Here is an 18,836-nt window from a genome sequence, read left to right on the forward strand (position 1 = left end):
GTATGCTTCCATGCTCCCAGTTTTCCATGAACCGACGCACCGAAGGAGCAGCAGGCATGACTGAGACGTCCGCCGAGTCGGCCCCCGTCGTCCTGACGCCCGCCGCGCTCACGGACTGCGTCACCGCGGTCCTCGTCCGCCGCGGCGTCCCCGACGCCGACGCCGCCCTGCTCGCCGACACGCTCGTCACCGCCGAGCTGTGGGGCCACGCCTCCCACGGCGTGCTCCGACTGCCCTGGTATGCCGCCCGCCTGCGGTCGGGCGCGATGTCCGCGGTGACGCACGTCGAACCCGTCACCGACCACGGCGCGCTCGTCGTCCTCGACGGCCACGACGGCATCGGGCAGGTCGTGACGCAGCGGGCCGTCGACCTCGGCATCGAACGTGCCCGCCGGCACGGCATAGCCGGCGTCGCGGTGCGCAGCTCGGGCCACTTCGGCACGGCCGCCTACTTCACGCGCGCCGCTGCCGAGGCCGGGTGCGTCGCCATCCTCGTCACCAACGCGAGCCCCGCCATGGCGCCGTGGGGCGGCCGGAGCAAGAGCATCGGCACCAATCCGTGGTCGATCGCGGCCCCGGCCGGGCGTCATGGCGTCGTCGTCATGGACCTCGCCAACACGGCCGTCGCGCGCGGCAAGGTCTACCTGGCCGCCGAGCGCGGTGAGCCGATCCCCGACAGCTGGGCATCAGCCGCCGACGGCACGCCGACGACCGACCCCGCGGCCGCGATCGAGGGCCTGATCCAGCCGATGGCCGGCGCGAAGGGCTACGTCATCTCGTTCATGATGGACGTCCTCGCGGGGGTCCTGACCGGCAGCTCCTTCGGTGACGCGGTCGTCGGCCCCTACGACCCCCAGCGACGCAGCGGAGCCGGCCACCTGCTCATCGTCATCGACGTCGCCGCCACCGGTGACCCGGCCGAGTTCGCCTCTCGCATGGAGCAGCTCGTCGACCAGACCCACGCCGGCGAGCCCGCGGCGTGGGCCGGCGCGATCCTCGTCCCGGGCGAGCTCGAGGACCGCAGCCGCGCCGCGAAGGAACGCGACGGCATACGCCTGGCGCCCGCGACGTGGGCCGCGCTCCGCGAGCTGGCCGACGAGAGCGGCGTCCCCCTCCCACCCACCGTGACCCGCACGACACGCAGCACCGACGAACCCCACCACCCCACCGACCAGGAGGTCAACTCGTGATCGCCCTCATCGTCTCGCTCGACGTCATCCCCGAGCGCCTCGACGACTTCACCGCCGCCATCACCACGAACGCCGAGCGCACGTTCACCGACGAGCCCGGCTGCCTGCACTTCGACGTGACGCAGGATCTCGGCGACCCGCACCACTTCGTCTTCTACGAGCTCTACGAGGACGAGGATGCCGTCGCGGCCCACCGGGCGGCTCCGCACTTCGCGCAGTGGCGGGAGGCGGCCGACCGCTGTGTCGTGCCCGGCAGCCAGGTCAACACGCTGGCTGCCGTACGCGTCCACCACCCCACTGGGGTGCCGGCATGAGGATCCTCGTCCTGCCGGGTGACGGCATCGGCCCCGAGATCACCGCCGCGACGCTCCGCGTCCTCGAGGCGGTCGACGAGCGCTTCGGCCTCGGACTGCAGACCGACGTGCGCGAGATCGGGCTCGCGTCCCTCGCCGAGCAGGGCACGACGCTCCCCGGCGACGTGCTCGACCTCGTCACCGAGGTCGACGGGACCGTGCTCGGCCCGGTGTCTCACTACGACTACCCGCCACGCGCCGACGGCGGCATCAACCCGTCCGCGGAGCTGCGCACCCGATTCAAGCTGCACGCCAACATCCGCCCGTGTCGGTCGGTCGCCGACCTCAGCGTGCTGCGCACGCCGATGGACCTCGTCATCGTCCGCGAGAACACCGAGGGCTTCTACTCCGACCGGAGCATGTACGCCGGCACCGGCGAGTTCATGCCCGACGAGGACTCGGCCTTCTCCATCCGCAAGATCACGGCCGACGCGTCGGCGCGCGTGGCCCGGGCCGCCTTCGAGATCGCCCGCACCCGCCGCAAGCACGTCACGGCCGTGCACAAGGCCAACGTCCTCAAGCTCTCCGACGGCCTCTTCCTGCGCGAGGTCCGCAAGGTCGGCGAGGACTACCCGGATGTCGAGCTGCGCGAGCTCATCGTCGACGCGGCCGCGGCTCGGCTGATCCGCGACCCCGGCAGCTTCGACGTGCTCGTGACGACGAACATGTTCGGCGACATCCTCAGCGACGAGGCCTCCGAGCTGTGCGGCAGCCTGGGGCTCGGCGGCGCCATCAACGCCGGCGACGACGTCTGCGTCGCCCAGGCGCAGCACGGCTCCGCCCCCGACATCGCCGGCCGCGGCATCGCCAACCCCGTGTCGCTCATCCGGTCGGCCGCCATGCTGCTCGACTGGCACGGACAGCGCTGTAGGCGTGGCGAGCTCGTCGCCGCTGCGCGCGCCGTCGACGACGCCGTGGGCGAGGTCGTCGGCAACCCGGCCACCCGCACGCCGGACCTCGGCGGCACCCTCACGACCGACGAGCTCGCCACCGCCGTCGCCGAAGCCGTATGCCGCCAACCCGCGACCACCGAACCCGCGACCACCGCTCCCACGGCAAGCGCGCCGACGGCGAGCACGCCGACCGCCCGAGAGGACAGCCATGCCTGACCAGCCGACCGCCCCCAACCTGCTCATCCGTCCCGACACGGTGGCGGCGTTCGACCGTGGCAACGGCGTCGTCACCATCCCCTACGTCGGCAGGTGGAACTGCGAGACGAACCGCATCACGACCGGCCAGACCCAGTTCGCCGAGGGCACCGGCCTGCCGCTGCACAGCCACAACGTCGAGGAGTCGGTGCTCATCCTCGAGGGCGAGGCCGTCGCCGAGATCGGCGACGAGACCTTCGACCTCGTCGCTGGCGAGGCGACGTGGGTGCCGGCCGGCATCCAGCACCGCTTCTACAACCGCGGCGCCGGCACGATGCGGATCTACTGGGTCTACGGCGGCCGCGACGTCACGCGCACCATCACCGCCACGGGCGAGACGTTCGAGCACCTGTCCGAGAGCGACCGGGGAGGCCTGAGCACCCCATGACCGCCCCGACCTCCACGTCGACCTCCACGTCGATCTCCACCTCCATCTCCACGACGCCGACGGTCATCGAGACCGTCGACCCGACGACCGGCCTTGTGCTGCAGGCCTACCCGGTGATGACGGCCGCCGACATCGAGGCATCCGTCGCGCAGGGCGCGGCAGCCGCCGCGGCGTGGGGGCACACCCCCGTGGCCCGGCGCCTCATCGCCGTGTCCCGCCTCGCCGAGGTCCTGCGCGAGCGCTCCGAGGAGTTCGCTGTGCTCGTCACCCGCGAGATGGGCAAGCCGATCGCCGAGGCCCGCGGCGAGGTCGCCAAGTCGGCCCTGACCGCGGACCACTACGCGACGCACGGCGCCCACATCCTCGCCGACCGGCCCGTCGACATCGACAACCCGGCCGGCGTGCAGGCGTGGGTCGCGCACGAGCCGATGGGTCTCGTCCTTGCCGTCATGCCGTGGAACTTCCCGGTCTGGCAGGTCATGCGGGCCGCGATCCCGACCGTCGCGGCCGGCAACGGCCTGCTGCTCAAGCACTCCCCCAACGTCACCGGATCGGCCCTCGCCATCGCCGAGCTCTTCACGGCCGCAGGCCTGCCCGAGCACCTGGTCACGGCGCTCGTCGTCGCCGAGACCGACGTGCCCGCCGTGGTCGAGGGCCTCGTGGCCGACGACCGCATCGCCGCCGTCACCCTCACCGGCAGCAACCGCGCCGGCGAGATGGTCGGCGCTGCGGCCGGCCGAGCCTCCAAACCGTCGGTGCTCGAGCTCGGCGGATCCGACGCGTTCGTCGTGCTGGCCGACGCCGACGTCGAGGCCGCGGCCGCCGCTGCCGTGCGCGCCCGGTTCACCAACTCCGGCCAGAGCTGCGTCTGCGCCAAGCGCTTCGTCGTTGAGGAGCCCGTCGCAGACGAGTTCATCCGGCTCTTCGTCGACGGCGTGCGAGCCCTGCGCTCCGGCGACCCCACCGACCCGGCCACCGATCTCGGCCCGCTCGCCCGCGCCGACCTGCGCGACGCGCTGCAGCGCCAGGTCGACGAGTCCGTCGCCCTCGGCGCCATCGTCGCCGCCGGCGGCCGCAGTGGCCGAGCCCACAGCAGCGACAGCACTGACCAGGACTCCGGGTCCGGCTGGTTCTACGAGCCGACGGTCCTGACCGGCACGGGCCCGGGCATGCCCGTGTTCGACGAGGAGACCTTCGGGCCGGTGGCCGCCGTCGCCGTCGCCCGCGACGAGGACCACGCGGTCGCGCTCGCCGACCACACGGCATACGGCCTCGGCCTGAGCGTGTGGAGCCGGTCGACCGAGCGCGCCGTCGGCGTCGCCCGCCGGATCACGTCCGGGGCGGCATTCGTCAACGCCGTCGTGGCCTCCGACCCGCGTCTGCCGTTCGGCGGCACGAAACGCAGCGGCTACGGCCGCGAGCTCGCCGACGCGGGGCTGCTCGCTTTCACGAACCAGCGCACCTACTGGGTCGCCTCCGCCGACTGACCCCCACACGTCCCCACGTCGAGTGGGCACTTCCACCCGTCCGTGGCGGTGGAAAGCGCCCACTCGACGGGGTTGTGCGCTGCGCGCTCACCACCAGCCCTGCCGCTTGGCCCAGCGCAGCAGGGTGAGGCTGATGCCGAGCATCACGCCGAGGACGAGGAGCAGCTGCGGCACGTGCGTCTCGTCGTTCACGATGAGGTTCATCCCGTAGACGGACGCGATGGCGGTGACGGGCAGCGTGATGGCGGCGATGACGGCCAGCCGCTCCATCGCCACGGTCATCTTCGTCGTGACGCGTGTCTGGTAGAGGTCGATGACTCCGACGAGGAACTGCACCTCGCCGTCGCCGAGGCTGCGGACGCGCTCGAACTGGTCGGCCAGGTCGGCCGCGCGACGGCGGGCCTCCTCTGGGACATGTCCCTCGAGCGAGGTGATCCGGGCCTGGATGTCGTGCCCCTGCGCGGCCATGGTCCGCGCCGTCATGAGCTCGTGTCGCATGAGGAAGAGCTGCTCGAGCAGCTCCTCCGGCTTGTGGAAGTCGGCCGCCATGACCTGGGCCTCCATGGCGGGCAGGCGGCTCGCGACCTCGCGCACCGCCGCGCTCTGGCGGCGCGCGACCGCCGAGCCGATGGCGTACGCGAGGTCGTGCGGGCTCGCGGGCCGCAGCCGCCCGGCCACGATGCGCGCACGGACGGCACGCGTCTCCTCGGTCGCCTGCTCGCGCGTGACGATCGGGTTGCGCGGACCGTGGACGGTGACGAGGTATCGGTCGCCGACGAGCTCGTCGAGCTCGAGCACGTGGACGTGGCCGCCCAGACCCGTGAGTGGCGCGTGGAGGATGACGAAGAGGTGCTGCTCGTAGGCGTGCACCGTCGGCACGAAGTTGCGCTCGGCGCAGTGCTGCCGGACGAGCGCGTGGGCGTGGAGCCGGTCCGCGAGCACGGCGTCGGCCTCCGCGTCGTAGTCGGGCACGTCGATCCACACGTAGCCGTCCGTGCGCGCGAGCAACCCGTCGAGGGCGTCGGCCGGGTGGTCGGTGATCCCGTCGGCGGTGACGAACGACACCTGCATGGCCCCACTCTGGCACCACGGGCCCGCGCAGGCCCGCAACCCGCGCCGGGGCCGGGCGTCGGGAGACGTCAGCGGGCGTCAGCGGCGTCAGCGGGCGTCGGGAGACATCAGCTGGCGTCGGCGGGCGCCAGCCACCGTCAACCGGCGACGCAGGCGCCGGTGTCGACCGCGGCGCCGGCCGAGGAAGCCGCGTCGAGGACGGGCTTGACCTCGCTGAGCGTCAACGCGTAGCCGGTCATGTCGTCCTCGAGCGACTTGGCGAAGATGACGCCGACGACGCGGCCGTCGGTGTCGAGCAACGGCCCACCGGAGTTGCCGGGCTGCACGACCGTGGCGAGCGAGTAGATCTCGCGGACGACACGCTCACGGCCGTAGATGTCGAGTCCGCGCGCGTCGAGCTCGGCGCGCACCCGGGCCGACACCACCCGGTAGGGCCCGTCGAGCGGGAAGCCCGGAACGGCCGCCGAGTCACCGCGCGTGACGTCGCCGCCGAGCTGCAGGGCCGGTGCGAGCAGGCCCGGGACGTCGAGCACGGCGAGGTCGCGCCGGGGGTCGAAGATGACCACGCGGGCGCGCAGGGTCTGGTCGCTGCCCTCGACGCGCACCTCGTCGGCGCCGGCGACGACGTGGGCGTTCGTGATGATCCGCCCGGGCGTCAGCACCCAGCCGGTGCCCTCCTGCCCGCGCTGGCACGACTCCGACTGCGTCGTCACCTTGACGACCGAGCGGCCGGCCGCCCGGATCGCCTGCGACCGCGCGACGGCCGGGTCGGGGTCCTGCACCGGCGTGATCGGCTCGGGAGCCAGCCCGCCGAAGACCTGCGGGAACCCCTGGCTCGACAGGAACCCGCGGAAGCTCGCGAAGACCTGCCCCGTCTCCTCCGGGACGACGGTGTTGACGATCTGCATGATCTTCGACTCGGCCATCGCCCGCGAGAGCGCCGGGTTGCCGGCCGTGCGGAGGGCTCCCCCGATGAACCAGATGATCAGGCTCGCCGCGAGCGCCACGACGACCGCGCCGAGCACCGAGTCGGCTTGCCTGAGCGGCGTCTGACCGACGCGCCGGCGGATCTGCGCGCCGAGGAGGCTGCCGAGGAACTGTCCGAGCCAGCCGAAGCCGACGACCCCGACGATGAGCACGAGGATGCGGGTGCGGTCGTTGTCGGTGACGGCGGGCCAGCGCGCGAGCATCTGGGGCAGCTGCCACACGGCGAACATCGCGAACGCGAAGAACCCGACGAGCGAGAAGACGCTCTGGATGAGGCCCTGGCGGTAGCCCGAGAACCCGTAGGTCAGGAGCAGCAGGACCAGGGCGATGTCGAGCAGGACGCTGCCGCTCATCGCCTGCCCCCGAGGTAGCGGTCGGGAAGCGGCCGCATCACGTCGGCGTCCCACGGCTGGGACAGGCCACCGAGCTCGAGCACGCTGCTGATGAGCCCGGCGGTGAAGCCCCACAGGAGCAGGTGGTCGAGGTCGAAGCCCGGCCCGACGTAGCCGGACGGGTGCGTCACGGAGAAGCGCGTCGTCGGCGCGACGAGGTGTGACACGGGGACCGAGAGCACGTCGTGCACCTCGGCCGGGTCGCGGACCACGAGCGGCGACGGGTGCGCCCACCAGCCGAGCACGGGCGCGACGACGAACTGCGACGGCGGCAGGAAGAGCGACGGCAGCTGGGCGATGACCTCGACTCCGGCGGGGTCGAGCCCGGTCTCCTCGTGCGCCTCGCGCAGGGCCGTCGCGACGAGGTCGACGTCCTCGGGGTCGCGCGCGCCGCCGGGGAAGGCGATCTGCGCGGGCTGCGTGCGCATCGTGTGCGAGCGCTCGATGAGCACGACGTGCTCGCCACCGTCCTCCGCACCAGCGGGCGGTGGACCGAAGAGGATGAGGACCGCGGACTCGCGACCGCCCTCCTCGGGTGGCAGGAAGCGCGAGAACCACTCGGGCTCGACCCGCCCGAGCCGTTCCGCGAGCTCGCCGACCCACGCCGGGCGCGGCGCGGGGGCCGCCCCGAGCGACGGGGACGGCTCGATGGCACCCGATGTGCCGGCATACGCGATGCCGCTGACCACCTTCGTCACTTCGGGGCCAGCTCGTACTTCAGGAGCTTCGCCGCCTTCGCGGGGTCGGTCTCGCCGACGCCGTAGCTGGGGCACCAGCGCGCGACCGGACACGCACCACAGGCCGGCTTCTTCGCGTGGCAGGTGCGCCGCCCGTGGAAGATGACGACGTGGCTGAGCATCGTCCAGTCCTTGCGCATGAAGAGCCGGCCGATCTCGTGCTCGACCTTGACCGGGTCCTCCTCCTCGGTCCAGCCGAAGCGGCGCACGAGCCGCCCGAAGTGCGTGTCGACCGTGATGCCGGGGATGTCGAAGGCGTTGCCGAGCACGACGTTCGCGGTCTTGCGCCCGACGCCGGGAAGTGTCACGAGGTCCTTGAGCCGCGGCGGCACCTCGCCGTCGAAGTTCTCGACGAGGGCCATCCCGAGCTTGATGAGCGCGTCGGTCTTGGCGCGGTAGAAGCCGGTCGGCTGGATGATCGTCTCCAGCTCGGCGCGGTCGGCGTTCGCGTAGTCGGCGGCCGTGCGGTACTTCGCGAAGACGATCGGCGTCACCTTGTTGACCCCGACGTCGGTCGTCTGCGCCGACAGGATGGTCGCGACGAGCAGCTCGAGCGGGTTGGTGAAGTCGAGCTCGCAGTGGGCGTACGGGTAGCGCTCGTGGAGGGCGCGGTACATCTTGCGGGCGCGGCGCGTGCGCGAGATCGGCGTCTCGTCGTCGGTCACGAGGGCTCGAGGGGACACGCACGACACTGTATGCCGCCGGCCTCGGCGGTCGCCCCACCGGGACGTGACGGACGTTGCGTCCCGTGGCAGGGCGACGGCATACCGGACGTGGCACACTGACCCCGTGGATCTCGACGTGGTGAGGCGCGCGCCCCTGTTCAAGGCACTCGACGACGAGGCGGCCTCGGCGCTGCAGTCGGAGATGAGCCGATCGCACATGGAGCGCGGCGACGTGCTCTTCCACGAGGGCGACCGGGGCGACACGCTCTACGTCATCGCGGAGGGCAAGATCAAGCTCGGGCGCACCAGCCCCGACGGCCGCGAGAACCTCGTCGCCATCCTCGGCCCGGGCGAGATGTTCGGCGAGCTCAGCCTCTTCGACCCCGGCCCGCGCACCATGACGGCCACGGCCGTCGCCGAGACCCAGCTGCTCGGCCTCGGCAACGAGTCGCTGACCGGCCTGCTGTCCGGCCGCCCGGAGGTCTCAAAGGCCCTCCTCGCGGCACTGGCCCAGCGGCTGCGCCGCACCAACGCGCACCTCGCCGACCTCGTCTTCACCGACGTGCCCGGCCGCGTCGCCAAGGCCCTGCTCGACCTGTCCGAGCGCTTCGGCCGTCCCGTCGAGGGCGGCATCATGGTCAGCCACGACCTCACCCAGGAGGAGCTCGCGCAGCTCGTCGGCGCCTCCCGCGAGACGGTCAACAAGGCACTCGCCGACTTCGCGACGCGGGGTTGGCTGAGGCTCGAGGCCCGCGCCGTCCTGCTCCAGGACGTCGAGCGGCTCAAGCGCCGAGCGCGCTGACCCACCCGCAGCCGCACCCTGACGCACCCCTGGCGCAATGCCGGCTTAGTCGAGATCGACTGGGCCGCAGTCCTTTTCGCCCCGACCGGTCCGGCCGGGACCCTCAGTGGCTGAACGACCAGCCGTCCGCGCCGTTGACGACGATGCGGTCGGCGGCCGACGCGGCCGACGCCACGAGCGCGGCGTTGACCTCGTCGGTCTGCTCGACCCACGCCGCGGCCGCGGTCGGCTCCTTGCCGAACGTGACGTGCCGCTCCACGAGGCGAGCCCTGCGCAGGTCGTCGTCGCCGGTGACGTACCAGACCTCGTCGAGCTGGGCGCGCGCTGCCTGCCACCGGGGGTCGGGCAGCAGGAGGTAGTTGCCCTCGGTGACGACGAGGCGCGCGCTCGGAGGCACCACCATCGCCGCGGCGATCGGCTGCTCGAGCGTCCGCTCGAAGCCGGGCGCGTAGACCCACGTGTCGGGCTCCTCGACGAGCCGGCGCAGCAGGTGTGCGTAGCCGTCGGCGTCGAACGTGTCCGGTGCACCCTTGCGGCCGCGCAACCCGAGCCGGTCGAGCTGCACGTCGGCGAGGTGGAAGCCGTCCATCGGGACGTGCGCCACCCAGTCCTCGCCGTGGGCAGCCGCGGCCCCGGCCACGACCGCGTCCGCGAGGGTCGACTTGCCGGCACCCGGCACGCCGGCGATGCCGAGCACCGCCCGGCGGCGGTCGCCGACGAGGTCGACGGCCGCCGCGACGAGCTGCTCGATGTTCAGGGCGTACGCGTCGAGAGGCACCCTGACATTGTCCCTGCCCGCCACCGGTGGCCCCGCATCTCGAAGCGGCGCGTCAGGGATGCGTGCGGAGGTACTCCAGCTGCGCCTGCACCGACAGCTCGGCCGCAGGCCACACGCTCCGCGGCACGTCGGCGTAGACCGTCTCGACCACGTCGTATGCCGTCTGCGCACCTCGGGCGAGCGCCTGCCGGACCTGGTCGAGCCGCTCTGCCCGGTGCTCGAGGTAGAAGGTCACGGTGGCGGCGGCGTCGGCGACGAAGGGCCCGTGCCCGGGGAGCAGGCTCGTCACGGTGCCGGCCCGCGTCAGCGCCTCGATGCGGTCGAGGGAGGCGAGGTAGGCCTCGAGGCTGCCGTCGGGCCAGGCGACCACAGTGGTGCCGCGGCCGAGGATCGTGTCGCCCGTCAGCAGGGTGTTGTCCGCAGGCAGCACGAACGAGAAGGAGTCGCTCGTGTGGCCCGGCGTCTCGACGGCGAGGACCTCGAGGCCGCCGACGACGATCGTCTCGCCGGCCCAGAGGTCGTCGTGGCCGCGTCCGAACGCCCGCACCGGCGCGCCGGTCAGCTCGTGGAAGCGGTCGGCGCTCTCGGCGTGGTCGTCGTGGCCGTGGGTGAGGAGCGTGAGCGCGACGCGTCGGCCGGTCGCGGCGACGCGGTCGAGCACGTGCTGCAGGTGCCCTTCGTCGAGTGGTCCCGGGTCGACGACGACGACCTCGTCGGAGCCGGGTTCGGCGAGCAGCCAGGTGTTCGTCCCGTCGAGCGTCATCGGCGAGGGGTTGGGGCAGAGCACGCATTCGGCGCGCTCGCTCGCAACGCCCCCGGTCCAGCCCGGGTCGGCCGCGGCGCCGTTCACGCCCGCCCGTCCCGGACCGCGCCCGACGACGCCACGCCCGTCATCGCTCGACGATCTCCATGGCCGCGCCGGTGGGGCCGTCGACAACCTCCGGCATGACGAGCGGCAGCACCTTGGTGTGGACGACGACATCTGCGGCAGAAGGCGCGTCGCGGATCTCCTCCACGCAGATGACGGTCGGCGGGAGCATCAGGGCGGTGCCGGCGGCATACGCCTTGAGCAGCTCGGACGGGACGACCCAGGTGGCCTGGTCGGCCTCGGTGGTCTCGCCGTCGGCGACCTGGAACGGCGGCATCAGTGCGGCGAAGAACCACGTGTCGTAGCGGCGGGGCTCGAAGACCGGTGTCACCCAGTGCGCCTTCGCGACGATGAGATCCGAGCGCAGCACGAGGCCCTTGTCGCGGAGCACGTCAGCGAGGGCGACCCTGCGCTCGACGAGCGCACGCCGGATGTCGATCCACTCGGGGTCGTCGACCCGGGCGAGCGGGCCGCTGGCGGATGGGCCGGCGAGCAGCACCCCGCATTCCTCGAGGAGCTCGCGGATCGCTGCGGCGACGTACATCTGTGCCTCGGCGGGCGAGCAGTCGAGCCGCTCTGCCCACTCGAACGGCGACGGCCCGGCCCACGGCAGACCGACCTCGCCGTCGCGGTCGTCGACGCCACCGCCCGGGAAGACCATCATGCTCGGCGCGAACGCCATCTCGGAGACGCGCCGCAGCATGAAGACCTCGGGGCCGGTCGCGCCATCGCGCACGAGCATGACGGTGCTCGCCCGGCGTGGCTCGGCCTCATCCCAGCGCTCGCCCGCGAGCCAGCGGGTCGCCGCGTCGGAGATGCCGGGCGTGGTGGTCAGGGGGAACTGGCGACCCACGACCCGATCACCCGGCGACGGAGACGATGACCTCGACCTCGACCGGCGCGTCGAGCGGCAGGACGGCGACGCCCACGGCCGAGCGGGCGTGGGTCCCCTTGTCCCCAAAGGCCTTTGCGAGCAGCTCGCTCGCACCGTTGATGACTCCGGGCTGTCCGGTGAACGAGGGGTCCGACGCGACGAACCCGACGACCTTGACGACGCGCGAGACCCTGTCGAGGTCGCCGACCTCGGACTTGATGGCGGCGATCGCGTTGAGCGCGCACGTCGCGGCGAGCGCCTTGGCGGTGTCGGCGTCGACCTCGGCGCCGACCTTGCCGGACGCAGCGAGCGCACCGGCGACCATCGGCAGCTGGCCGGAGGTGAAGACCAGGTCGCCCTCGCGGACGACCGGGACGTAGGCGGCGACGGGCGGGACGACCTCGGGCACCGTGAGGCCGAGCTCGGACAGGCGGTCTTCGACAGCAGACATCGGCAGGCTCCTCAGGACTTGGGGCGCTTAAAGTAGGCGACGAGGCTCGTGCCGTCCGGACCGTTGACGATCTGGACGAGCTCCCACCCGTCCGCCCCGAAGTTGTCGAGGATCTGCTTGGTGTTGTGGATCAGAAGCGGTGCGGTGAGGTATTCCCACTGGGTCATGGCCATCACCCTACTCAGTGCGTCGGCGGCCCTCGCGGCGTGCGGGGGTGGCGCTGGTGACACGATGACGCCCATGACCAGCGGCACCGGCCAGAGCACACCGCAGTCGGTGCCGAGCGCGGGCACACGGTCCTACGGGTCCGACCCGGCCCAGGTCTACGACGTCCTTGCGCCCGCGGCTGGGGCTCCGGCCGCGTCCGGCACGGTGGTCGTCGTGCACGGCGGCTTCTGGCGGGCGGCGTACGACCGCCAGCACGCGCTGCCCGAGGCGCAGGCCTTCGCGGACAAAGGCTTCCACGTCGTGCTCGTCGAGTACCGCCGCGTCGGTATGCCGGGTGGCGGCGTCCCCGGCACCCTCGACGACGTGCGCGACCTCCTCGTGTCGGTGTCGGCCCAGGGCGACCTGCCGAAGCCGCTCGTCCTCGTCGGCCACTCTGCCGGCGGGCACCTCGTCACGTGGGTGGCCGGCCAGCCCTGGGCGCGGGACCGGGGTGTCGTCGGCGTCGTGTCGCTCGCCGGGGTCATCGACCTCGGGGCCGCCGACCGCCTGCACCTCGGCGACGACGCGACGCGAGACTTCGTCGGGTCGGGACCGGGCACGCCGGCCTGGACGTCCGCCGACCCGATGAGCAGCCTGCCGCCGACCGTGCCGGTGCGGCTCGTCAACGGCGCCGACGACGACACCGTGCCGCTCGGTGTCGCCGACGACTACGTCGCGAGAGCGACGGCCGCCGGAGGCGACGTCACGGAGGAGGTCGTCGAGGGCGCCGACCACTTCGCCGTCATCGACCCGGGCTCGAAGGCCTTCGACCACGTCCTCGACGCCGTGCGCTCCCTCACTCGTACGTCACCTTGACCACCTGCCCCGGCGGACGCCACGTCACTGTTGCACCAGGCGGAGCAGTGACGTAGCCGTCCCGACCCCACCGCGCGCCGGGTGACCACACCCAGCCGCTCCGTCACTGTTGCACCAGGCGGAGCAGTGACGTAGCTCCGCGGACCCCACCGCGCGCCGGGTGACCACACCCAGCCGCTCCGTCACTGCTGCACCAGGCGGAGCAGTGACGTAGCCGTCCCGACCCCACCGCGCGCCGGGTGACCACACCCAGCCGCTCCGTCACTGCTGCACCAGGCGGAGCAGTGACGTAGCCGCCCCGACCCCACACCCGTGGCCGACCCACCGACGCGCACGAGGCGCAATAGGGTGGTCAGCGTGACGACAGGCCGCACCGACCCGACGTGGGCGCGAGCGCGGCTGCACGTCGTCACCGGTAAGGGCGGCACGGGCAAGACCACCGTCGCCTCGGCGCTCGCGCTCGCGCTGGCGTCGGCGCCGGCCCACGTGCTCCTCAGCGAGGTCGAGGGCCGGCAGGGCATCAGCCAGACGTTCGACGTGCCGCCGCTCGGCACCGAGGAGACGCGCATCGTCCGTCTGCCCGGGGGCGGTGAGGTCGCCGGTCTGTCCGTCGAGCCCAAGGCCGCGCTGCTCGAGTACCTCCAGCTCTTCTACAAGCTGGGCCGTGCCGGGCGGCTGCTCGAGAAGTTCGGGGCCATCGACTTCGCGACGACCATCGCCCCCGGCGTCCGGGACGTCCTGCTCATCGGCAAGATCTACGAAGCCAACCGCCGTCGCCGGGACGGCCGGCACAAGGGTGACGCCGCCCCGGTGTACGACGCGCTCGTCCTCGACGCGCCACCGACCGGCCGGATCGGCCGGTTCCTCTCGGTCAACGCCGAGGTCGCGGACCTCGCCCGAGTTGGACCGATCCACTCGCAGGCGGAGGCGATCACCCGGCTGCTGAAGTCCGGCCAGACCGTGGTGCACCTCGTGACCCTCCTCGAGGACATGCCGGTGCAGGAGACGCTCGAGTCCATTGACGAGCTGCACGCCAAGGGCCTTCACCCGGGTGCCATCGTCGTCAACATGGTGCGTGAGCCGCTGCTCGACGACGCGGCCCTCGACCAGGCGCGCAACGGCAGGCTGCACAAGCCGTCGCTGCGCACCCAGCTCGCCGAGGTCGGCGTCAAGGCGACCCCCGAGCTGGTGGCCGGTCTGCTCGACGAGGCCCGCGACCACGCCCAGCGCGTCGACCTCGAACGTGAGCAGCTCGCCCTGCTCGAGGCCACCGGCCTGCCCATCGTCCAGCTCCCGGCACTGCCCGGCGGCGTCGACTCGGGCTCGGTCCGAGAGCTCGCCGACCTGCTCCTTCCCCTCTTCGCACCCGAGGCGACCGATCGGGTCGACGCGTGAGCGCCGGTCCGGTCGCGCGCCAGGCTCCGGCGCTCGACGTCGACGCGCTCATCGACGACCCCGCGACCGAGATCGTCGTGTGCTGCGGCTCGGGCGGCGTCGGCAAAACGACGACAGCCGCCGCGCTCGGGCTGCGCGCCGCCGAGTCGGGCCGCAAGGTCGTCGTGCTGACCATCGACCCGGCCCGCCGCCTCGCCCAGTCGCTCGGCCTCACCGAGCTGGACAACACGCCCCGACCGGTCGCCGACATCGACACCTCGAGGGGCGGCAGCCTCCACGCGATGATGCTCGACATGAAGCGGACCTTCGACGAGGTCGTCATCGCCCACGCCGAGCCCGACAAGGCAGACCAGATCCTCGCGAACCCCTTCTACCAGGCGGTCAGCAGCTCCTTCGCCGGCACCCAGGAGTACATGGCGATGGAGAAGCTCGGGCAGCTCAAGACCACGGCCGGCACCCCGGACGCCCCATGGGACCTGATCGTCGTCGACACCCCGCCGTCGCGGTCGGCGCTCGACTTCCTCGACGCCCCGAACCGGCTCGGCAGCTTCCTCGACGGACGCTTCATCCGGCTCCTCGCCGCTCCCGCCAAGGCGGGCAGCCGCGCCGGCCTCAAGGTCTTCGGGGTCGGCGTGCACCTCATGACGTCGACGATGACGAAGATCCTCGGCGGGCAGATGCTCACCGACGTCCAGACGTTCGTCAACGCGCTCGACACGATGTTCGGCGGGTTCCGGGAGCGCGCCGACGAGACCTACCGGCTGCTCTCCGAGAAGGGCACAGCCTTCCTCGTCGTCGCGGCACCCGAACGTGACGCCCTCCGTGAGGCGTCCTACTTCGTCGAGCGCCTCGAGGCCGACGGCATGCCGCTCGCCGGGCTCGTCGTCAACCGCATCGGACGTGTGTCGGCAACGGGCATCACCCCGTCGCGTGCTCTTGCCGCGGCCGAGTCGCTCGAGGACGGCGGCGGCCCGAAGTCCGCGACCAATGCGGCCGGACTTCTGCGGCTGCATGCGGCGCTCGTCCGCACGGCGGAACGACAGCGCGAGCTCGCCGAACGCTTCTCCAGGTCACATCCCGGCATACCCGTGGTGCAGGTTCCGGTGCTCGGACGCGACGTGCACGACCTCGACGGACTCCGCCAGGTCGGGAGCGCGCTTGCGGGGTCGTGACGCACCCTCAGGTGGTCACGGCCCCGTTTGCGTGTGCGACCAATCAGTCGTTCTTGGCCTGTGAAGCCATGCCGGCCTTCAAGGCCGACTTCCACGACGTGATGTCGGGCCGCTTGCGCAGCAGAGCCCGGCGCTCACGCTCGGTCATGCCACCCCAGACACCGAACTCCGTCCTGTTGTCGAGGGCCTCGGCCAGACACTGCGCGAGAACAGGACACGTCTTGCAGACGGCCTTCGCGTCGTGTTGAGCCTTACCCCTGACAAACAGTGCGTCCGGGTCCTGGCCGGAACAGCGAGCCATGCTGGCCCACTCATCCACCCACGGGTCCACAATCGCGACAGCACTCATTACCTACCCCTCCCCGCCCGGCGCCTCCCATGACATCCGGACCGACCACGGACCGTCCCACCGGTCCAGATCAAGTGGGCCCCCCTAAGGCCCAAACGAGACATTACGAGCGTCAGCGCCGGTCCGACATAGCCTCTATGGACCATTTCGTTGAACCAGTGACTAGTCACTTCGTCACCGTTGTCATGGTCATCGGAGCCGCTGCACGGCGCGCGGGGCCGGCTGCGTGCGCAGAGCCGGTGACCATAGGGTCAACGGTTACCCTTGCCGCATGTCTTCACGCACTACGTCGATCGGTGGCGTCATCAGCCTGCTCGGCGCGTTTCTCGCGTCCGCGCTCGTGCTCGGGCTGCTCGCAGCCGGCCTCGTGATGCCCGCCGTGGGAGCCACCGGTGCCCTCGCCCGCAGCGGTGTCGACGTCTTCAACGAGCTCCCGAGCGAGTTCACGACCGACCCGCTGGCCCAGACCTCGCGGATCCTCGCCTCCGACGGCAGCGTCATCGCGACGCCGCAGGAGCAGAACCGCACGATCGTCCCGCTCAACAAGATCGCCCCGATCATGCGTGAGGCCCAGATCGCGATCGAGGACCACCGCTTCTACGACCACGGCGGCATCGACATCCAGGGAACGATGCGCGCGATCATCTCCAACCTGCGCAACGGCTCGTCGGTCGGCGCCTCTTCGCTCACCCAGCAGTACGTGAAGATCTCGCTGCAGTACTCCGCTCTGAGCGCCGGCGACAAGGAGGCCGCCGCCGAGGCGATCAAGAAGGACTACATGCGCAAGCTCAAGGAGCTGAAGTACGCGATCACGCTCGAGAAGAAGCTGACGAAGGACCAGATCCTCGAGGGCTACCTCAACCTCGTGTACTACGGCGACCGCGCCTACGGCGTCGAGGCTGCGGCGCAGCACTACTTCAGCGTCCACGCCGACAAGCTGAGCCTCTCGCAGGCCGCGCTGCTCGCCGGCCTGACGCAGAACCCCGGCACGACCGACCCGGTCAACTTCCCGCAGAAGGCACTCGTGCGGCGCAACGTCGTGCTCGACCGCATGCACGGCCTCGGTAGGATCACCGACAAGCAGTGGCAGGCCGCCAAGAAGCGCACCCTCAAGCAGGACATGCGCGTCCAGCAGCCCAAGAGCACGTGCCTCGCCTCGCCCTACCCCTACTGGTGCGACTTCATCATCAACTACGCGATGACGATGCCCCAGCTCGGCAAGACCGTCGAGGAGCGCCGGCGCAAGCTCTACCGCGGCGGCATCACGATCACGACGACGCTCGACCCTCGCATCCAGAAGATCGCGCAGCGCGAGGTGACCAAGAACGTCCCGATCGGCGACAAGTCCGAGGTCGGTGCGGCGGCATACGTCACTGAGCCGGGCACGGGCAAGGTCCTGGCGTTCGCCCAGAACACCGAGTACACCGTGGGCAAGCAGTCGCTCGGCAAGACCGGCGTCAACTGGGCCCTCGACAAGAAGTACGGCGGCTCGAGCGGCTTCCAGTTCGGCTCCACGGCCAAGGCCTTCTCGCTCGTGACCGCCATGGAGTCGGGCATGAACACCAAGTCGAGCGTCACGGCCAAGGCCGCGGGCGGCAACTCCCAGGCGACCTACACGCCCGACGAGTGGCCCGGCGGCATCAAGAAGGGCTGCGGTCCCGGTGGCACGTGGAAGGTCTACAACGACAGCCCGTTCGGCGGCGGCAAGATCTCGCTGATGCAGGCGACGGCCAAGTCGACCAACACCGCGTTCATCGCCCTCGCCGAGCAGCTCGGCGGCTGCAAGGTCCGTGACACCGTCATGCGCCTCGGTCTGCACCGCGCCGACGGCGGCGAGATCCCGCCCTACGCCCCCGCGTACATCCTCGGCGCCACCGAGGTCTCGCCGCAGGGCGTCGCCCAGGCGTACGCGACCCTCGCGGCCGACGGCAAGAAGTGCCCGGTCGTCGCCGTCACGAAGATCACGCAGGGCAGCAGGAACATCGCGCTGCCGGCCACGAAGTGCGAGCAGGTCGTCGAACCCGACGCCGTCCGCGCCACCGACAAGTTCCTCGAGTACAACATGACGCACGGCTCGGGCATCCTCAACCAGCTCGACGACGGCGAGCGCGAGTCGGCCGGCAAGACCGGTACGGCCAACGCCAACAACGAGTCGTGGTTCGTCGGCTATGTGCCGCAGCTCGCGACCGCCGTCTGGGTGGGCACGCCGGACGACGGCAACAAGCGCGTCATGAAGGACCTCCGCATCGGCGACCGTTTCGTCGACGTCATGCACGGCGCGAAGATCGCCGCGCCGATCTGGAAGGGCATCATGAACAAAGCCCTCGACGGCGAGCCCGAGATCAAGTTCAAGGAGCCGTCCGACAAGCTGCTCAAGGGCGATGAGGTCGACGTCCCGAGCGTCACGGGCATGTCGGTCTCCGACGCCATGGCGACCCTGCAGGCGGCCGGGTTCTCCGCCGGTGTCGGCGGCACGATGAGCTCGTCCGTGCCGAACGGCCTCGTGGCGGCCACGTCGCCCTACGGCCGTGCCGCCAGCGGCAGCTTCATCACGATCTACACCTCACGCGGCGGTGGTGGCCGCCAGCTGCCGGCGCCGCAGACGACCCAGGGCGGTGGCAATGGGAGCGGTGACACCAAACCCAACGGCAAGCCGACCAAGCCGCCAGGGCGCGGCTGACCCAGCAGACGGCGGAGGGCCGACGC

20 protein-coding genes are annotated in these 18,836 nt (G+C 71.6%); 10 read left to right on the top strand and 10 right to left on the bottom strand.

The genetic code is table 11. The annotated features are described in order from the left end of the window. Window positions 1–56: 56 nt before the first annotated feature. From ACFQU3_RS13765 to ACFQU3_RS13785, 5 genes are read left to right on the top strand one after another with little or no spacing between them, the layout of a single operon-like run. Complete coding sequence (locus ACFQU3_RS13765) at window positions 57–1,190, top strand: Ldh family oxidoreductase (protein ID WP_385910670.1); 1,134 nt, start codon at window positions 57–59, stop codon at window positions 1,188–1,190. Beyond that, window positions 1,187–1,504, top strand: a complete 318-nt coding sequence (locus ACFQU3_RS13770; protein ID WP_385910672.1) for a putative quinol monooxygenase — start codon at window positions 1,187–1,189, stop codon at window positions 1,502–1,504. The genes ACFQU3_RS13765 and ACFQU3_RS13770 overlap by 4 nt, the downstream gene beginning before the upstream one ends. Next, entirely contained in the window at window positions 1,501–2,652 is a 1,152-nt protein-coding gene (locus tag ACFQU3_RS13775; RefSeq protein ID WP_385910674.1) for an isocitrate/isopropylmalate dehydrogenase family protein, read from the top strand. The genes ACFQU3_RS13770 and ACFQU3_RS13775 overlap by 4 nt, the downstream gene beginning before the upstream one ends. Then, window positions 2,645–3,079, top strand: a complete 435-nt coding sequence (locus ACFQU3_RS13780) for a cupin domain-containing protein (protein WP_385910676.1) — start codon at window positions 2,645–2,647, stop codon at window positions 3,077–3,079. The genes ACFQU3_RS13775 and ACFQU3_RS13780 overlap by 8 nt, the downstream gene beginning before the upstream one ends. Beyond that, window positions 3,076–4,566, top strand: a complete 1,491-nt coding sequence (locus tag ACFQU3_RS13785) for an aldehyde dehydrogenase family protein (RefSeq protein ID WP_385910678.1) — start codon at window positions 3,076–3,078, stop codon at window positions 4,564–4,566. Before ACFQU3_RS13780 ends, ACFQU3_RS13785 begins: the two co-directional genes overlap by 4 nt. Window positions 4,567–4,653: 87 nt before the next feature. On the opposite strand, the gene ACFQU3_RS13790 is transcribed toward ACFQU3_RS13785, so the two are convergent. From ACFQU3_RS13790 to nth, 4 genes are all read right to left on the bottom strand, one after another. Then, window positions 4,654–5,637, bottom strand: coding sequence for a CorA family divalent cation transporter (locus tag ACFQU3_RS13790; protein WP_385910680.1), 984 nt, complete (start codon window positions 5,635–5,637; stop codon window positions 4,654–4,656). A 137-nt stretch (window positions 5,638–5,774) separates the two neighbouring features. After that, a complete protein-coding gene (locus ACFQU3_RS13795) occupies window positions 5,775–6,977 on the bottom strand; it encodes a MarP family serine protease (RefSeq protein WP_385910682.1) in 1,203 nt (400 codons plus the stop codon). After that, window positions 6,974–7,714: an NUDIX hydrolase gene (locus ACFQU3_RS13800; protein ID WP_385910684.1), complete on the bottom strand. Its 741-nt coding sequence runs from the start codon at window positions 7,712–7,714 to the stop codon at window positions 6,974–6,976. Before ACFQU3_RS13800 ends, ACFQU3_RS13795 begins: the two co-directional genes overlap by 4 nt. Then, the gene (gene nth, locus ACFQU3_RS13805; RefSeq protein WP_385911064.1) at window positions 7,711–8,370 is read right to left on the bottom strand and encodes an endonuclease III; all 660 of its coding nucleotides are present in this window, start codon (window positions 8,368–8,370) and stop codon (window positions 7,711–7,713) included. Before nth ends, ACFQU3_RS13800 begins: the two co-directional genes overlap by 4 nt. 172 nt (window positions 8,371–8,542) lie before the next feature. Here nth and ACFQU3_RS13810 point away from each other — a divergent pair, with 172 nt between their 5' ends. Beyond that, window positions 8,543–9,220, top strand: a complete 678-nt coding sequence (locus ACFQU3_RS13810) for a Crp/Fnr family transcriptional regulator (RefSeq protein ID WP_188031080.1) — start codon at window positions 8,543–8,545, stop codon at window positions 9,218–9,220. Window positions 9,221–9,323: 103 nt separating this feature from the next. Here the strand turns inward: ACFQU3_RS13810 and ACFQU3_RS13815 are convergent, their stop codons facing one another. Genes ACFQU3_RS13815 through ACFQU3_RS13835 form a run of 5 tightly spaced genes read right to left on the bottom strand, consistent with a single transcriptional unit; the run spans window position 9,324 to window position 12,358 of the window. Further along, on the bottom strand, window positions 9,324–9,998 hold the full coding sequence (locus ACFQU3_RS13815) for a nucleoside/nucleotide kinase family protein (protein WP_385910686.1): 675 nt from the start codon (window positions 9,996–9,998) through the stop codon (window positions 9,324–9,326). Between the two features lie 52 nt (window positions 9,999–10,050). Then, window positions 10,051–10,848 (bottom strand): MBL fold metallo-hydrolase, encoded by a 798-nt coding sequence (locus ACFQU3_RS13820; protein WP_385910688.1) that lies wholly within the window; start codon window positions 10,846–10,848, stop codon window positions 10,051–10,053. A 40-nt stretch (window positions 10,849–10,888) separates the two neighbouring features. After that, complete coding sequence (locus ACFQU3_RS13825) at window positions 10,889–11,719, bottom strand: NUDIX hydrolase (protein WP_385910690.1); 831 nt, start codon at window positions 11,717–11,719, stop codon at window positions 10,889–10,891. Between the two features lie 7 nt (window positions 11,720–11,726). After that, complete coding sequence (locus ACFQU3_RS13830) at window positions 11,727–12,191, bottom strand: RidA family protein (RefSeq protein ID WP_385910692.1); 465 nt, start codon at window positions 12,189–12,191, stop codon at window positions 11,727–11,729. A gap of 11 nt (window positions 12,192–12,202) precedes the next feature. Further along, window positions 12,203–12,358, bottom strand: a complete 156-nt coding sequence (locus tag ACFQU3_RS13835; protein ID WP_142179199.1) for a DUF4177 domain-containing protein — start codon at window positions 12,356–12,358, stop codon at window positions 12,203–12,205. A gap of 73 nt (window positions 12,359–12,431) precedes the next feature. On the opposite strand from ACFQU3_RS13835, the gene ACFQU3_RS13840 reads away from it, so the two are divergent. The 3 genes from ACFQU3_RS13840 (at window position 12,432) to ACFQU3_RS13850 (ending at window position 15,781) form a co-directional block, all read left to right on the top strand. Then, window positions 12,432–13,214: an alpha/beta hydrolase gene (locus tag ACFQU3_RS13840; protein ID WP_385910695.1), complete on the top strand. Its 783-nt coding sequence runs from the start codon at window positions 12,432–12,434 to the stop codon at window positions 13,212–13,214. A 357-nt stretch (window positions 13,215–13,571) separates the two neighbouring features. After that, complete coding sequence (locus ACFQU3_RS13845; protein ID WP_385910697.1) at window positions 13,572–14,609, top strand: ArsA-related P-loop ATPase; 1,038 nt, start codon at window positions 13,572–13,574, stop codon at window positions 14,607–14,609. Beyond that, complete coding sequence (locus ACFQU3_RS13850; protein ID WP_385910698.1) at window positions 14,606–15,781, top strand: ArsA family ATPase; 1,176 nt, start codon at window positions 14,606–14,608, stop codon at window positions 15,779–15,781. Before ACFQU3_RS13845 ends, ACFQU3_RS13850 begins: the two co-directional genes overlap by 4 nt. A 43-nt stretch (window positions 15,782–15,824) precedes the next feature. Here ACFQU3_RS13850 and ACFQU3_RS13855 read toward each other — a convergent pair whose 3' ends face one another. Beyond that, window positions 15,825–16,130 (bottom strand): WhiB family transcriptional regulator, encoded by a 306-nt coding sequence (locus ACFQU3_RS13855; protein ID WP_385910700.1) that lies wholly within the window; start codon window positions 16,128–16,130, stop codon window positions 15,825–15,827. Between the two features lie 271 nt (window positions 16,131–16,401). On the opposite strand from ACFQU3_RS13855, the gene ACFQU3_RS13860 reads away from it, so the two are divergent. Beyond that, window positions 16,402–18,810 carry a penicillin-binding protein gene (locus ACFQU3_RS13860; protein WP_385910702.1) on the top strand — a complete coding sequence of 803 codons (2,409 nt, stop codon included), beginning with the start codon at window positions 16,402–16,404 and terminating at the stop codon, window positions 18,808–18,810. The last annotated feature ends 26 nt before the right edge of the window (window positions 18,811–18,836 follow it).

The organism is Terrabacter sp. GCM10028922 (assembly GCF_042666095.1).
Taxonomy (GTDB): Bacteria; Actinomycetota; Actinomycetes; order Actinomycetales; family Dermatophilaceae; genus Terrabacter.

Excerpts from the sequence above, each read along its gene's own strand:
- ACFQU3_RS13765 (WP_385910670.1), top strand. The coding sequence starts at position 57 with ATGACTGAGACGTCCGCCGAGTCGGCCCCCGTCGTCCTGACGCCCGCC.
- ACFQU3_RS13775 (WP_385910674.1), top strand. The coding sequence starts at position 1,501 with ATGAGGATCCTCGTCCTGCCGGGTGACGGCATCGGCCCCGAGATCACC.
- ACFQU3_RS13780 (WP_385910676.1), top strand. The coding sequence starts at position 2,645 with ATGCCTGACCAGCCGACCGCCCCCAACCTGCTCATCCGTCCCGACACG.
- ACFQU3_RS13785 (WP_385910678.1), top strand. The coding sequence starts at position 3,076 with ATGACCGCCCCGACCTCCACGTCGACCTCCACGTCGATCTCCACCTCC.
- ACFQU3_RS13790 (WP_385910680.1), bottom strand. The coding sequence starts at position 5,637 with ATGCAGGTGTCGTTCGTCACCGCCGACGGGATCACCGACCACCCGGCC.
- ACFQU3_RS13795 (WP_385910682.1), bottom strand. The coding sequence starts at position 6,977 with ATGAGCGGCAGCGTCCTGCTCGACATCGCCCTGGTCCTGCTGCTCCTG.
- nth (WP_385911064.1), bottom strand. The coding sequence starts at position 8,370 with ATGTACCGCGCCCTCCACGAGCGCTACCCGTACGCCCACTGCGAGCTC.
- ACFQU3_RS13830 (WP_385910692.1), bottom strand. The coding sequence starts at position 12,191 with ATGTCTGCTGTCGAAGACCGCCTGTCCGAGCTCGGCCTCACGGTGCCC.
- ACFQU3_RS13835 (WP_142179199.1), bottom strand. The coding sequence starts at position 12,358 with ATGACCCAGTGGGAATACCTCACCGCACCGCTTCTGATCCACAACACC.
- ACFQU3_RS13840 (WP_385910695.1), top strand. The coding sequence starts at position 12,432 with ATGACCAGCGGCACCGGCCAGAGCACACCGCAGTCGGTGCCGAGCGCG.
- ACFQU3_RS13855 (WP_385910700.1), bottom strand. The coding sequence starts at position 16,130 with ATGAGTGCTGTCGCGATTGTGGACCCGTGGGTGGATGAGTGGGCCAGC.
- ACFQU3_RS13860 (WP_385910702.1), top strand. The coding sequence starts at position 16,402 with ATGTCTTCACGCACTACGTCGATCGGTGGCGTCATCAGCCTGCTCGGC.